General features: G+C 76.1%; 9 protein-coding genes. 5 read left to right on the top strand and 4 right to left on the bottom strand.

Going from position 1 to position 13,854, the window contains the following annotated elements; translation table 11 throughout:
- The first annotated feature begins 170 nt into the window (after nucleotides 1-170).
- The 5 genes from ACZ7LB_RS24575 (at nucleotide 171) to ACZ7LB_RS24555 (ending at nucleotide 7,397) form a co-directional block, all read left to right on the top strand.
- On the top strand, nucleotides 171-1,148 hold the full coding sequence (locus ACZ7LB_RS24575) for an alcohol dehydrogenase catalytic domain-containing protein (RefSeq protein WP_471471199.1): 978 nt from the start codon (nucleotides 171-173) through the stop codon (nucleotides 1,146-1,148).
- 492 nt (nucleotides 1,149-1,640) lie between these two features.
- Nucleotides 1,641-2,249, top strand: a complete 609-nt coding sequence (locus ACZ7LB_RS24570) for an SRPBCC family protein (protein ID WP_471471197.1) — start codon at nucleotides 1,641-1,643, stop codon at nucleotides 2,247-2,249.
- A 95-nt stretch (nucleotides 2,250-2,344) separates the two neighbouring features.
- On the top strand, nucleotides 2,345-3,973 hold the full coding sequence (locus ACZ7LB_RS24565; RefSeq protein ID WP_471471195.1) for a class I adenylate-forming enzyme family protein: 1,629 nt from the start codon (nucleotides 2,345-2,347) through the stop codon (nucleotides 3,971-3,973).
- Entirely contained in the window at nucleotides 3,970-5,952 is a 1,983-nt protein-coding gene (locus ACZ7LB_RS24560; protein ID WP_471471193.1) for an FAD/NAD(P)-binding protein, read from the top strand. Before ACZ7LB_RS24565 ends, ACZ7LB_RS24560 begins: the two co-directional genes overlap by 4 nt.
- Nucleotides 5,949-7,397 carry a nitrosuccinate lyase gene (locus ACZ7LB_RS24555; RefSeq protein WP_471471191.1) on the top strand — a complete coding sequence of 483 codons (1,449 nt, stop codon included), beginning with the start codon at nucleotides 5,949-5,951 and terminating at the stop codon, nucleotides 7,395-7,397. The genes ACZ7LB_RS24560 and ACZ7LB_RS24555 overlap by 4 nt, the downstream gene beginning before the upstream one ends.
- 1,599 nt (nucleotides 7,398-8,996) lie before the next feature.
- On the opposite strand, the gene ACZ7LB_RS24550 is transcribed toward ACZ7LB_RS24555, so the two are convergent.
- The 4 genes from ACZ7LB_RS24550 to ACZ7LB_RS24535 are packed head-to-tail and all read right to left on the bottom strand — an operon-like array spanning nucleotide 8,997 to nucleotide 13,565.
- On the bottom strand, nucleotides 8,997-10,922 hold the full coding sequence (locus tag ACZ7LB_RS24550) for an anthranilate synthase family protein (protein ID WP_471471189.1): 1,926 nt from the start codon (nucleotides 10,920-10,922) through the stop codon (nucleotides 8,997-8,999).
- Nucleotides 10,919-11,542, bottom strand: coding sequence for an isochorismatase family protein (locus ACZ7LB_RS24545; protein WP_161227358.1), 624 nt, complete (start codon nucleotides 11,540-11,542; stop codon nucleotides 10,919-10,921). Before ACZ7LB_RS24545 ends, ACZ7LB_RS24550 begins: the two co-directional genes overlap by 4 nt.
- A gap of 53 nt (nucleotides 11,543-11,595) precedes the next feature.
- Entirely contained in the window at nucleotides 11,596-12,366 is a 771-nt protein-coding gene (locus tag ACZ7LB_RS24540; RefSeq protein WP_471471187.1) for a 2,3-dihydro-2,3-dihydroxybenzoate dehydrogenase, read from the bottom strand.
- A 20-nt stretch (nucleotides 12,367-12,386) separates the two neighbouring features.
- A complete protein-coding gene (locus ACZ7LB_RS24535; protein ID WP_471471185.1) occupies nucleotides 12,387-13,565 on the bottom strand; it encodes a 3-deoxy-7-phosphoheptulonate synthase in 1,179 nt (392 codons plus the stop codon).
- Between the last annotated feature and the right edge of the window lie 289 nt (nucleotides 13,566-13,854).

Genomic DNA, 13,854 nt, shown 5'->3' with positions numbered 1-13,854 from the left:
GGTCCGGCGCCCGCCGTACGGGGTGGACGCCGGACGGCCCGCCGATCCGTACGGTGACCGCCGGAGCCGGAGCCGGAGCCGGAGCCGGTCCGCCGTTCACCGTCCGCCGTGTCCGATCCCGCCGTATCCGATCCGCCCGCCACGACACCGAACCGGGAAGAGCCCCACCCATGCACGCTGCGTACATCGAACAGTTCGGCCCGCCCGAGGCGATCCGCTACGGGGAGCTTCCCGATCCGGAGCCGGGGCCCACCGACGTCCTGGTGGCGGTCGACGCGGTCGCCGTGAACAACGTCGACACCTTCGTCCGGTCCGGCGCCTGGCGCACCCCCGTGCCGCTGCCCTTCGTGGTCGGCCGCGATCTGGTCGGCACGGTGCTCTCGGCGGGGCCGGGCGCGCACCGCTTCCGGCCCGGCGACCGGGTCTGGTGCAACAGCCTGGGGCACGACGGCCGCCAGGGCGCCGCCGCCGAGCGAGCCGTGGTCCCCGCCGACCGGCTCTACCCGCTGGCGCCGGGCGCCGACCCGCTGGAGGTGGTGGCGGTGGCGCACGGCGCGGCCACGGCGTACCTCGGGCTGTTCCCGCACGGACGGCTGCGCGCGGGCGAGACCGTCGTCGTGATCGGCGCCGCCGGGAACGTGGGCGGCGCGGCGGTGGTGCTGGCCGCGCGGGCCGGGGCGCGGGTGGTCGCGGTCGCCGCGGGGCGGGACGCCGGGTACTGCCGGGCGCTGGGCGCCGCCGAGGCCGTCGACCGGGACGGCGGGGACCTGGCGGAGGCCCTCCGTGCCGCCGCCCCCGACGGGGTGGGGCTGTGGCTGGACGCGGCGGGCGTCAACGACCTCGGCCTCGCGGTGGACCTGATGGCCCGGCGCGGCCGGGCGGTGCTGCTCGCCGGGATGCGCACCCGGCCCGAACTGCCCGTCGGGCCGCTGTACCTGAAGGACTGCTCGGTGCACGGCTTCGCCATCTCGCACGCCGGTACGGCGGAACTCGCCGGGGCCGCCGCCGCGATCAACCGGCTGACCGCCGAGAAGGCGCTGGGCGTCCGCGCCGTCGAGACGCTGCCCCTGCGGGAGGCCGCGGCGGCGCACCGGCGGCTGGAGGACGGAGGGGTGCGGGGCAAGCTCGTCCTGCGCACGGACACCTGACCCGGACGGGACGCCCCGGGACGGCTCCCGCCCGGGGACGGCTCCCGCTCCGAGACGGCTTCCGCTCGGGGGACGGCTCCCGCCGGGGGGCGGGCACCGGGGCCGCGCCTGCCGTCGGGCGGGCACCGCCTGCCGCCGGGTGCGGGCCGCCCCCGGGGATCCCAGGCGCAGGCCGCTTCCCCGTTCCCCCGTTTCCCCGTTCCCCCGTTCCCCCGTTCCACCGTTCCCCGGGCCGCGAACGCGGGGACGCGGCGGCGCGGGAACCGGGGGAGCGCTCATTTCCGGCGGGGTCGCGTTTGCGTGAGCTGACATATTCGGTGAATCCGGCGGGCGCCGCGTCCGGACCCGTCGCGTCCGCCTCTCCGGAACATGACGTTCCCGCTCCCGGGACCTGACATATTCGGGGCCGGACCCGGCCCTTCCCGGCCGGAACTTGACGCACCCGCAGAAGCGCCGTTGACCGCCCCCTGACGGGTCACCAGGATTCCCGGCATGGCGATCGAAACCACTGTCACCACCGCACCGGAGGGCACGTCGGAAGACGCGTCGAATTCCGGGTCCGTCATCGACTCCCCCTCCCTCTTCGGCTCCCGCGCGGAAATCCAGGTGGCGGCCTCCCCGGAAACCGTCTATTCCGTCGTCAGCGATCTCGCCCGCAGCGGCGAATGGAGCCCGGAGTGCCGGGGCGGCGAGTGGGTCGGCGGCCCGCCCTCGGCCGTCGGCACCGTCTTCCGGGGCCGCAACGAGCGCGCCGCCGACGTGGTCGGCTGGGCCCCCGTGGTCCGCGGCACCTGGTACACCGAGGCCGAGGTCGTCGCCGCCGAGCCGGGCCGCACCTTCCGCTGGGCGATGCGCACCGCCGACGGCCGCCGCCAGGAGAGCGTCTGGGGATTCGACGTCGCGCCGGGCGGCACGGAGGGCACCGCCACCCTCGTCCACCACTTCCGCATGGGCCGGGCCACCGAGGGAATTCGCTCGATCACCGCGGAACTCGACGAGCCCGCCCGCCGCCGGTTCGTCGAGGAATGGGGCGCGAAGGTCGAGGCGGATCTCGCCGCCACGGTGCGGCGCGTCAAGAGGGTCATCGAACAGCAGGGCTGATTCACCCCCGCCGGTCCTCGAATTACCGGGATGCGGATCGCTCGCTCCTTCGGAAACCGGCGGAACGGTGTCCTCGGCCCCGGGAGGGAAGACAGATGTTTCTGCAGCGCATAGCGAACAACGGAATCCGGCTGGGCACGCTCCTCGACCGGGCGGCGGCCGGATTCCCGGCGAACTTCGTGGTGTTCGACCACGACCTGGACATCGCCCCCGGTCTGGGCCGGCGCGCCACCATCACCGAACTCGCGGGACTCGTCGACGACTTCGCCTCCCGGCTGTGGGCGGTGCGGGTCCGGCCCGGGGACCGGGTGGTCATCCACAAGTCCGACGGCTTCGACATCACCCTGCTCGCCCTGGCGGTGGCGCGCATCGGCGCCACGGCCGTCCTGCTGTCGCCGAAGCTCGACGGGGACACCGTCGCCGAGCTGGTGCGGCGCGTGAACAGGCCGTACCTGATCACCGACCAGGACAAGCTCGAACACCGGCTGCCCGCGGAGATCACCGACCTCACCGAGCGCGTCCTGCTCGCCACCGGCGACCACCCGGCCGCCACCCGCCTCGCGGACCTCGCCGGGTCCCCGAGGACCCAGCCGGTGGAGATGTCCCCGGACCACCCGGTGCTCATCACCCACACCTCCGGCACCACCGGCATCCCCAAGCTGGCCGTCCACACCAACCGCACCTTCCAGGCGCGCTACCGTCCGCAGGCGGGCGTCGTCGCCCTCGTCGGCCGGCGCGAGCCCATCGCGATGCACATGTCGTTCGTGCACTCCCGGCTGTTCACGGCCATGCCCATCTCGCTGCTCCAGGGCCACCCGCTGATCGTGCTGCGCGACGACGAACCGGCCGCCGTGGCCGAGCTGTTCACCCGCACCCGCCCCGGCATCATCGAGACCCACCCCAACACCCTGCTGCGCTGGGAGGTGCTGGCCGACGACCCGCGCGGCCCGCTCGCCCACGTCAAGTACTTCTCCAGCACCTTCGACGCCATCCACCCGCGGACCGTCGCCACCATGCTCGGCGCCTCCCGCCGCCGCAAGCCGCGCTACGCCCAGATCTACGGCCAGAGCGAGGTCGGCCCCATCGCCGCCCGCACCTACACCGCCGCCCGCCCCTTCGACGGGCGGTGCGTCGGGATGCCGTTCCCCGGCATGACCGGCATCCGGGTGGTCAGCCGCGACGGCAAGCCGGTCAGCAAGACCAACCCCGGCTTCATCGAGGTCCGCACCGACGGCCGCATCCTCACCTACCTGGGGGAGCGGCAGCGCTGGGAGCACCAGGTCAACGACGGCTGGTGGCGGATGGGCGACCTCGGCTACCGCACCCGCTGGGGCTGCTTGCACCTGATGGACCGCGAGGTCGACAGCATCCCCGGCATCGACAGCACCCTGGAGATCGAGGACAAGCTGCTCACCCGGCTCCCCGAGCTGGTCGAACTGATCATCGTGCCCGACCCGGACGGCGTCCCCGTGCCGGTGGTGTGCACCCGCGACGACCGGCCGCTGGAACCGGCCCGGTGGCGGGCGGCGCTGAAGGGGCTGCCCGTGCTGGGCGACCCGGTGCAGTGGCGGCGGGAGGACCTGCCGCAGACGGCGACCACCAAGATCAAGCGGCTGGAGCTGGCCCGGCTGCTCATCGCGGGCGACCCCGTCCGCGAACCGGCGGCGACAGCCGCACCGGCCCACGAGTCCGTGCGCGCGCACGGAGAGGAGACGGCGGCATGACGGTCACCCGCAGCGAGATCTGCGTCGTCGGGGCGGGCCCCCGCGGCCTGTCCGTACTGGAACGCCTGCTCGCCAACGAGCGCCACGCCCGCTCGCACGACGAGGTCGTCGTGCACGTCGTCGACCCGGCCGCGCCCGGCGCCGGGACGGTCTGGCGCACCGGGCAGTCCCGGCACCTGCTGATGAACACGGTGGCCTCCCAGATCACCGTCTACACCGACGAGTCGGTCACCATCGACGGCCCCGTCGAGTGCGGGCCGTCCCTGTACGAGTGGGCCACCAGCCTGTCCGTCCTCGGCCAGTTCGGGGACTACGACACCGACACCCTCGACGAGGCCGCCCGGCTCGGCCCCGACGACTACCCCACCCGCGCCTTCTACGGCCGCTACCTGCGCGACTGCTTCCAGCAGGTGGTCGCCGGCGCCCCCGACCACGTCACCGTGCGGGTGCACCGCAGCCGCGCCGTCGCCATGGCCGACACCCAGGGCGTGCCCGGCGGCCCCCAGGGCGTGCGCCTGGAGGACGGCACCCGGCTGAACTGCCTCGACGCCATCGTCCTCGCCCAGGGCCACGTCCCGGCCCGGCTCACCGCGCGCGAGGCCCGCACCGCCAGCCTCGCCCGCATCTACTTCCTCAGCTACATCACCCCGGCCAACCCCGCCGACCTCGACCTCAGCGGCATCGAGCCCGGACAGGGCGTGCTGCTGCGCGGGCTCGGGCTGAACTTCTTCGACCACATGGCCCTGTTCACCGCCGGCCGCGGCGGCACCTTCACCCGCCGCGAGGACGGCACCCTCGCCTACCGCCCCTCCGGCCGCGAGCCCCGGCTCTACGCCTTCTCGCGGCGCGGGGTGCCCTACCACTCGCGCGGCGAGAACGAGAAGGGCGCCACCGGCCGCCACGAACCCCGCCTGCTCACGCCGGAGTTCGTCGCCGCCCTGCGCGCCCGCGCCGAGCGGGGCCCGCGCCTGGACTTCGGCGAGGACCTCTGGCCGCTGATCCGCAAGGAGGCCGAGAGCGTCTACTACGGCACCCTGCTGCGCTCGCGCGGCCGGGGCGCCGAGGAGGAGCGGTTCGTCGAGGCGTACCTCGCGCTGCCCGAGGACGAGGAGGCGGAGCTGCTCGACACCTACGGCATCGCCCCCGGCGACCGCTGGGACTGGCAGCAGCTCTCCCGCCCGTACGGCGAGCGCGAGTTCACCGGACGGGACGACTTCCACGACTGGCTCCTCGGCCATCTGCGCGAGGACGTGCGCCAGGCCCGCGAGGGCAACGTCAGCGGCCCGCTGAAGGCCGCCCTGGACGTGCTGCGGGACCTGCGCAACGAGATCCGGCTCGCCGTCGACCACAGCGGGCTGGAGGGCGCCTCGCACCGCGACGACCTGGAGGGCTGGTACACCCCGCTCAACGCCTTCCTGTCCATCGGGCCGCCGGTCTCCCGGATCGAGGAGATGATCGCGCTGATCGAGGCCGGGGTGCTCACCGTCACCGGGCCCGGCACCCGGGTGCGGATCGACACCGGGTCCCCGTCCTCCTTCGTCGCCGACTCCGAGGTGGTGCCCGGGCCGCCGGTGCGGGCCCACGTCCTGATCGAGGCCCGGCTGCCCGAGCCCGACCTGCGGCGCACCGACGACCCGCTGCTCCAGCACCTGCTCATCACCGAGCAGGCCGCGCCGTACCGCATCCCCGGCTCCGGCGGCGGCGGTTACGAGACCGGGGGCCTCGCCGTCACCGAGCGCCCCTACCGGCTGCTGGACGCCCGGGGCCGCGCCCACCCCCGCCGGTTCGCCTACGGCGTCCCCACCGAGTCCGTGCACTGGGTCACCGCCGCCGGCATCCGCCCCGGCGTCGACTCCGTCACCCTCGGCGACTCCGACGCCATCGCCCGCGCCGCGCTGGCCCTGCCGCCGCTGGCGCAGCCGCCGTCCGGCATCCACCCGGTGGCGACGGACACCGACCTGACCGGGGTGATCGTGTGACCGCCCTCGCCGCGGACCCGGCCACGGACGCCGGGACCGGACTCGCGGACACCGGACTGCTGTCCCCGGTGCGCGCCGGGACGCCGGTGGAGGCGGCCGTCGGCGACCACGCCTGGCTGCGGGCCATGCTGGACGCCGAGGCGGCCCTCGCCCGCGCCCAGGCCCGGCTCGGCACCCTGCCCCGGCGCGCCGCCGAGGTGATCGGCGAGGTCGCCCGCGCCGGGCGGCTGGACCCCCGGGAGCTGGCGCTGGCCGCGCGGGAGACCGCCAACCCGGTCGTCGGGCTCGTCCGGGCCTTCGGCCGGGCCGTCGCGGAGGTCGACCCGATGGCCGCCGAGTACGTCCACCGGGGCTCCACCAGCCAGGACATCTTCGACACCGGCGCCATGCTGGTCGCGGCCCGCGCCCGGCGGCTGATCACCGCCGATCTGCGGCGGGCCGCCGCGGCCTGCGCCGAACTCGCCCGGGCCCACCGCGACACCGCCATGGCGGGCCGCACCCTCGCCCTGCACGCCGTGCCGACCACCTTCGGGTTAAAGGCGGCCGGCTGGCGCGGACTGCTGCTCGACGCCGAGCAGCGGCTGAACGCCGTCCGGCTGCCGGTGTCGCTCGGCGGCGCCGCCGGGACGCTCGCCGGCTACCTGGAGTACGCGGCGGTCGACGGCACCGGCGAGGTCGACCCCGGCGTCTACCTGGACCGGCTGGTCGACGCCTACGCCGCCGAGACCGGGCTGGACCGGTCCGTGCTGCCCTGGCACGCGCTGCGCACCCCCGTCGCCGACCTCGCGGCGGCGCTGGCCTTCGCCGCCGGGGCGTTCGGCAAGGTCGCCGCGGACGTGCAGGTGCTGGTGCGCACGGAGGTCGGCGAGGTCGCGGAGCCGGGCGGCGCGGGGCGCGGCGGCTCCTCCGCCATGCCGCACAAGCGGAACCCGGTGCTGGCCACGCTGCTGCGCAGCGCCGCGCTCCAGGTGCCGGTGATGGCGGCCGGGCTGACCCAGTGCCTCACCACGGAGGACGAGCGGTCGGCCGGCGTCTGGCACGCCGAGTGGCTGCTGCTGCGCGAGTGCCTCCGGCTGGTCGGGGGCGCCGCGCACACCGCCGTCGAGCTGACCGAGGGGCTCCAGGTCCGGGCCGACCGGATGCGCGAGAACCTCGGCCTGACCGGCAGCGCCATCGCCTCCGAGCGGATCGCCGCGGTGCTCGCCCCGCGGCTGGGCAAGGCCTCGGCCAAGCAGCTCCTGACCGAGGTCACCGCCGAGGCGGCCCGCACCGGGCGGCCCCTGGCCGATGTGCTCGCCGAGGTGCCCGGCATCGGCATCACCCCCGCCGACCTGGCCGACCTGTGCGACCCGGGCGCGTACACCGGGGCGGCGGCGGCCCTGGTCGACCGGGCGCTGCGGGACCGCCCCTCGGCTCCGCGCCGCCCCGGCGGCCCGCGCGGATGACCTCCGGCGGCGGGAGCGGACCCCCGCGCCCGCCGCCGCCCGTCGGCGCCCCGCCCCAACGGGCGCGCCCCCAACGGCGGCGTTCCGGCCCTCCACCAGGAGCCCGGGGCGCCGCCGTGGCGTTCCCGGAGGGGGTGCGGAGTGGGCCCCGGGCGGTACACGGTGGGCCCCGTGGGGTCCGGGGGGCACTGCGGGCCCCGTCGGGGGGTGCCCGGAACGCGCGTTCGCCCCGGTCCCGGGAATGGGGGCCGGGGCCTCACCGCGTGCGACGGCGGGCCGGAACGCGGTCCCGCCCCGCGTCCCGCCTCCGCCTCTGCCTCTGCCCCCGCCTCTGCCCCCGCCTCTGCCCCCGCCTCTGCCTCTGCCTCTGCCCCCGCCTCTGCCTCTGCCTCTGCCTCTGCCTCTGCCTCTGCCTCTGCCTCTGCCTCTGCCTCTGCCCCCGCCTCTGCCTCTGCCTCTGCCCCCGCCTCTGCCTCTGCCTCTGCCTCTGCCTCTGCCTCCACCTTCGTCCCCGCTTCCGCCGGGCGGCCCGTGACGGTTCCGGACGGCCGACGTGGTCCCGCCGCGGGGCCGTTGTGGGGCGGGGGTCCCGGTGAGCGGGGGTGACGGGGCTCGGAGCGCCGCACGTGTGCGGTCTGTGTTCCACACGGGTGCGTGGTCCGGGTGCGGGGTGCCCACGAGTGGCATGGCGGGCTCAGGGCCGTGGGGCGCGCGGCGCCCGGGCCGGAGCCGGGCCGGGGCGCGTCCGGCGCGGTGCCGGGCCGCCGCTGCCGCCCGCGGGGCCACCCGCCCGCCGGCCCCTGCCGCCGCCCGGGCTGGTCGCCCGCTCCGGCCGTCCGCCTGCCGCCGTTCGCGTCGGTCGCCTGTTCCTGTCGGCCTGCCGCCTGCCGCCTGCCGCCTGCCGCCTGCCGCAGCTCGGGCTGGTCGCCCGCTCCCGTCGGCTGCCCGCCGGCCTATGCCGCCGTTCGCGTCCGTCGCCCACTCCCGCGGGCCGCCTGCTCGCCCCCGCGGCCGCTCGCGTCCGTCGCCCGCTTCAGCCCGCCATTCGCTCGCGTCGGCCACCTGCTCGCGTCGGCCATCCGCTGGGGCTCGTCGTCCGCTCGCGTCGGCCGCCTGCCTGCCCGGGCTGTGCGCTCGGGCCGGCCGCCCGCTTCTGCTGGTCGCCGCTCGCCCCTGCCGTCGGCTGACCCCGACCGCCGCTCGCGCCTGTTGCCGGCTTCTGCCGGTCGCCCGCTCGCCCCGGCCGACCGCGGCGCCTCGGCTGCCGGCCGCTCGGGCCCGCTTCCGGCTCCTGCCGGCCGCCGCTCGGCCCCTGCCGCCGCCCGGGCTGGTCGCCCGCTTCCGTCGCCCGCTCCTGTCGGCCACCCCGCTCGCGTCGGCCATCCGCTCGCGCGGGTCATTCGCTCGCCCCGGCCGACCGCTCGGGCTCGTCGTCCGGTCGCGTCGGCTGCCGGCTCGCCCCCGCTGCCGGCCGGCCCCGGTCGTGCCTGCCGCCCGCTCCCGCCGGGGTGGCGGGAGCGGGCGGTGTGGGGTGCGCCGGGCGGGCCCGCCCCCCGTTGCTCCGTTTCCGGCGGGCCCGCCCCGTACGGCCGTTCCCGGTCAGCGCACCGGCAGTGGGGGGTGGAGGGTGCCGAGCAGGGTGGACATGATGTGGGGTCCGTCCTGGGTCAGCAGGGACTCCGCGTGGAACTGCACCGACGCGAAGTGCGGTCCCCGCAGGGCGTGCACCTCGCCGGTGTCCGCGTCGCGGCTGACCTCGACCGTGCCGACGCCCGCGCACTCCACCCGGTCGGCGGCCGAGCGGGCCGCGAAGGTGTTGTAGAAGCCGACCAGCTTGCGGCTGCCGAACAGGTCGATCTCCCGCTGCACGCCCTGGTTGGGCACGTCCCGGCGGGCCAGGTCGAAGCCCAGCGTGGTGGCGAGGACCTGGTGGCTCAGGCACACCGCGAGGAAGGGGCGCCGCTCGTCGAGCAGGGTCCGCACCGCCCGGCGCAGATGGGCGATCTTCGGGTGCGCGGCGTCGCGCGGATCGCCGGGGCCGGGCCCGAGGACGACGAGGTCGTGCTCGTCGAAGCGGTACGGCTCGTCGAACCGCCGTACGGTGACGTCCAGTCCGAGGGAGCGGAGCTGCCGGCCGATCATCGACGTGAAGGTGTCCTCCGCGTCCACGACCAGCACCCGCCCGCCCTCCAGCCCCCGCACCGGTCCCGCGCCGCCCGGCGCGTTCGCCAGCCAGAAGCCGGCCAGGGAGGCGTTGCGCAGCTCCAGCGCGGACCGCACCGTCGGGTGCTGGGCGAACCGCTCCGGACCGTCGTCCTCCAGCGCGGCCAGCAGCCCCGCCGCCTTGGCCCGGGTCTCCTCGACCTCGGACCGCGCGTCGGAGTGCCGGACCAGGGTGGCGCCCACGGAGACCCGCAGCCGCCCGCCGGAGTCGATGTCGGCGGTCCGGATCAGGATGGCGGAGTCCAGGGTGCGCCCGCCGCGGGCGTCGCGGCCGACGAGCGCGGCGACCCCGCTGTAGTAGGCGCGCCCGGCGGGCTCGTAGCGGTGGATGACCCGGGCCGCGCTCTCCAGCGGGGAGCCGGTGACGGTCGGCGCGAACAGCGTCTCGCGCAGGATCTCCCGGGGGTCCATCCCGGTGCGGCCCTCGATGAAGTACTCGGTGTGCGCGAGCCGCGCCATCTCCTTGAGGTAGGGGCCGTTCACCTGCCCGCCGTCGGGGCAGATCCGGGCCATCATCTTCAGTTCCTCGTCCACGACCATGTACAGCTCGTCGGCCTCCTTGCGGTCGGCGAGGAAATCGAGGACGCCGTCCAGGGTGGGGCCGGTGTCCGGGTAGCGGTAGGTGCCGCTGATCGGGTTCATCACCGCGACCGAGTCCCGGACGCTGATGTGCCGTTCGGGGGTCGCCCCGACGAAGGTGCGCTCGCCGGTGTGGACGAGGAAGGTCCAGTACGCCCCCGACTCGCGGGTCAGCAGCCGCCGGAAGAACGACAGCGCGCTGGGCAGCCCGTACTCGGAGATCTCGGCGCCGAAGGTGCGCTTGAGCACGAAGTTGGCGCCCTCGCCGGTGCCGATCTCGTCCCGGACGACGCGCCGCACCAGCGCGGCGTAGGACGCGTCGTCGACGTCGAAGGCGCCGCCGGTCAGGCGGATCGGCACGTCCGGGACCCGGGTGAGCACCTCGTGCAGGGGCACCGTCTCCTGGCCGGTGACGGTCATCGCCAGCAGCGGGGCCCCGTCGTCGGTCGCGGCGTACCCGCGCTCGGTGATCTGGCGGTAGGGGATCAGGGCCAGGACGTCGTGGGCGGGGCCGCCGCCGGCGGGCGGGCCGTCGGGCAGGGGCAGCTCCGCGAGGGTGCCGGGCAGGGTGACCGGGCCGGTGAGCACGTCGAGCAGCCCGGGGCCGGTCGCGTCGGGCCGGTGGAGCAGGGCGAACGGCTCGGCGGTGCGGCCGAGGGCGGTCAGGATCCGGTCCAGGGGACGGGACCCGGGAGCGGCGCCGGGCGCCGCCTGGGGGGTCATGCGAACACCTCCCCGGCGGTGGTGACGACGGCGCAGCGGCGGGCGGCGTAGTCCAGGGTCGCCCGGTGCTCGTCCTCGCCGAAGTCCGCGATGCCGTCGGCGACGAGGAAGGTCCGGATGTCGTGGGTGAAGGCGTCCACCGCGGTCATCAGCACCCCCACGTGCCCGTACACCCCGCACACCACGAGCTGGTCGCGGCCCTGGGCGCGCATCCGTTCGAGCAGGTCGGAGCGGTGGAAGGCGCTGTAGCGCCACTTGGTGAACACCCAGTCGCCGTCCTCGGGGGCGAGGCCGTCGACGATCTCCCGGTCGGCGGGGGCGGTGCGCATGCCCGGGCCCCAGAAGTCCGCGAGCAGGCCGCGCTGTTCGGGCGTCATCCCGCCCGGCTGCGCGGTGTAGGCGACGGGGACCCCGGCCGCGCGGGCCCGGTCCCGCAACGCCGTGACGTTGGCGACGAGTTCGGTGCGCAGCGCCTCGGGGAGCGGGGCGAGGAAATAGCGCTGCATGTCGTGCAGGAGCAGTACCGCCCGGTCGGGTTCGGCGGTCCAGGCGGCGGTGTTCGCGGGCAGCTCCCCCGCGGTGGGCAGCGGATAGGGCGCGATCGCCGGTATGCCGGCCATGGGTCGGGTTCCTTTCAGCCGTGTCGGGCCTCGGGCTCGGGCGGGTGCGGTGCTCAGGTGCCGAGGGAGGCGCCGCCGTCGACGGTCAGCACGTGGAGGGTGATGTGGGAGGCCTGGTCGGAGAGGAGGAAGGCGACGGCGTCCGCGACGTTGGCGGTGCTCGCCACCCGGCCGAGCGGGATGCCGGCGCGGAAGGAGCCGAGGTCGCCCTCGATGGTCCCGGCCCGCCCGCTCTCGTCGCGCCACATGGAGCGCAGCATCGGGGTGTCCGTGGAGCCGGGCGCGACCACGTTGCAGCGGACGCCGTGCCGGGCGACCTCCAGGCCGAGGGACTTGGTGAACATGGTGGCAGCCGCCTTGGACGCCGCGTAGGCGGCCATCGAGGCGCGCGGGGTGGCCGCCGCGTTGGAGGAGACGGTGACCATCGAGCCGCCGCCGCGCGCGACCATGCGGCGGACCACGGCGCGGGAGACGTGGAAGACGCCGTCGACGTTGACGCCGAAGGTGGCCCGCCAGTCCTCGTCGCGGTAGTCGCAGACCTCGCCGAGGTGCAGCACCCCGGCCGCGTTGACCAGGTGGTCCACCGGTCCGAGGGTGTCCTCGACGGTGCCGGCCAGGCGTTCCACGGCCGCGCCGTCGGTCACGTCGACCGGGTGGGCGTGGACGTCGAGGCCGTCGGCTCGCAGCTTCTCCACGGACTCGGCCAGCCGCTCGGGGTCGTGGTCCACGGCGGCGACCACGGCGCCCCGCTCGGCCAGGACGCGTGCCACGGTCCCGCCGATGCCTCCGGCGGCGCCGGTGACGAGGGCGACTCGGTTCTCCATCAGGTACCTCCTGCTACTGGTCAGGAACGCCAGGCCGAGACGACGGCGGCGGCCTGGGCGGGATTGAGCCGGGGGTCGCACAGGGTGGTGTACGACAGCGGACCGGTGGTCTCGGCGGCGCCGAGGTCGCACTCGGTGACCTCGTGCGGGGTGGCCTCCAGGTGGAGGCCGCCGGGCACCCCGCCGGAGGAGCGCACCGCGGCCCCGAAGGCCCGGACCTCGGCGGTGATCGCGTCCAGCCGGCGGGTCTTCAGCCCGTCGGGGGTGCTCACGGTGTTGCCGTGCATCGGGTCGGTGAGCCAGACCGCCGGGTGCCCCGCCGCCCGCACCGCGCGCACCAGGGCGGGCAGCCGCTCGGCGACCAGCTCCGCGCCCATCCGCGCGACCAGGGTGAGCCGTCCCGGCTGCCGGTGCGGGTCGAGGCGCTCGCACAGTTCCAGCACGTCGGCCACGCCCGTGCCGGGGCCCACCTTGCAGGCCACCGGGTTCACCACGTCGGCCAGCAGGGCGACGTGGGCGCCGTCCGGGCGGCGGGTGCGCTCGCCGATCCACGGCCAGTGGGTGGAGGCCAGCAGCGCGCGGCCCCGCTCGTCGGCGCGGGTCAGGGGGATCTCGTAGTCCAGCAGCAGCGCCTCGTGGCTCGTCCACACCCGGGAGCGGGGCTCGCGGGGCGCGTTGTGGTGCCGGAGGTGGTCCATGGCCCGCCGGGCGGCGTCGTACCCGCGCAGCAGGCGCACCGGGTCGGGGCGGCGGGCGGCCGGGTCGGCCTGTGGTTCGTTGACCATGTGGCCCCGGTAGACGGGGAGTTCGACGCCGTCGATCCGCTCGGTGGGGCGGGAGCGGGGCTTGGCGAACTGCCCGGCCATCCGGCCCACCCGGACCACCGGCAGCCCGGTGCGGGAGCCGAGCACCCCGGCCAGGGTCTCCAGCATCCCGGCCTTGCGGGCCACGTGCTCCCGGGTGCACTCCGCGAAGTCCTCGGCGCAGTCGCCGGCCTGGAGCACCAGGGCGCGTCCCCCGGCGACCTCCGCGAGCAGCGTCCGCAGCGTCCGTACCTCGTCGGCGGTCACCAGCGGCTCGCTCAGCAGGAGTTCGTCGCGCACCCCCGGCAGCCCGGGGTCGTCCTCCCAGTCCGGCTGCTGCGGGGCGGGCCGTGCGCGCGGGTCCAGCAGGGCCGCGTCGCCTGTTGTCACTGTCACTGGTCGTCTCCCGGTGCGTGGGCGGGCTGAGACGGCGGGATCTTCGTGAACATCCGGAACCACCGTGGTCCTCGCCATGGTGAGCAGCACCGGAGGTGCCCGCCACGGGTGCCGGGCGAGTTGGTCAGGTAGCCGTCGCGGGCCCTCGCGGGCGGCGGGAGCGGGCACGCGGACGTGACAAACGCGCGGCCCGCGCGGAACGGGGGGCGCCCGGTCCGGACATGCTTCCGCCCTGCCTCCGGGGAGCGGACGCCCGGCGGAGGGCTCCGGCGGGGCGGTTCCCGGACCC

Source organism: Streptomyces sp. NPDC107521 (genome assembly GCF_055598485.1).
The sequence above is the reverse complement of the archived record's forward strand: the minus strand, read 5'-3'. Positions and strand labels throughout refer to the sequence as shown.

What these genes read in the sequence shown, in the direction of transcription:
- ACZ7LB_RS24575 (WP_471471199.1), top strand. Translation starts at nt 171, where the DNA reads ATGCACGCTGCGTACATCGAACAGTTCGGCCCGCCCGAGGCGATCCGC.
- ACZ7LB_RS24550 (WP_471471189.1), bottom strand. Translation starts at nt 10,922, where the DNA reads ATGACCCCCCAGGCGGCGCCCGGCGCCGCTCCCGGGTCCCGTCCCCTG.
- ACZ7LB_RS24565 (WP_471471195.1), top strand. Translation starts at nt 2,345, where the DNA reads ATGTTTCTGCAGCGCATAGCGAACAACGGAATCCGGCTGGGCACGCTC.
- ACZ7LB_RS24545 (WP_161227358.1), bottom strand. Translation starts at nt 11,542, where the DNA reads ATGGCCGGCATACCGGCGATCGCGCCCTATCCGCTGCCCACCGCGGGG.
- ACZ7LB_RS24570 (WP_471471197.1), top strand. Translation starts at nt 1,641, where the DNA reads ATGGCGATCGAAACCACTGTCACCACCGCACCGGAGGGCACGTCGGAA.
- ACZ7LB_RS24540 (WP_471471187.1), bottom strand. Translation starts at nt 12,366, where the DNA reads ATGGAGAACCGAGTCGCCCTCGTCACCGGCGCCGCCGGAGGCATCGGC.
- ACZ7LB_RS24560 (WP_471471193.1), top strand. Translation starts at nt 3,970, where the DNA reads ATGACGGTCACCCGCAGCGAGATCTGCGTCGTCGGGGCGGGCCCCCGC.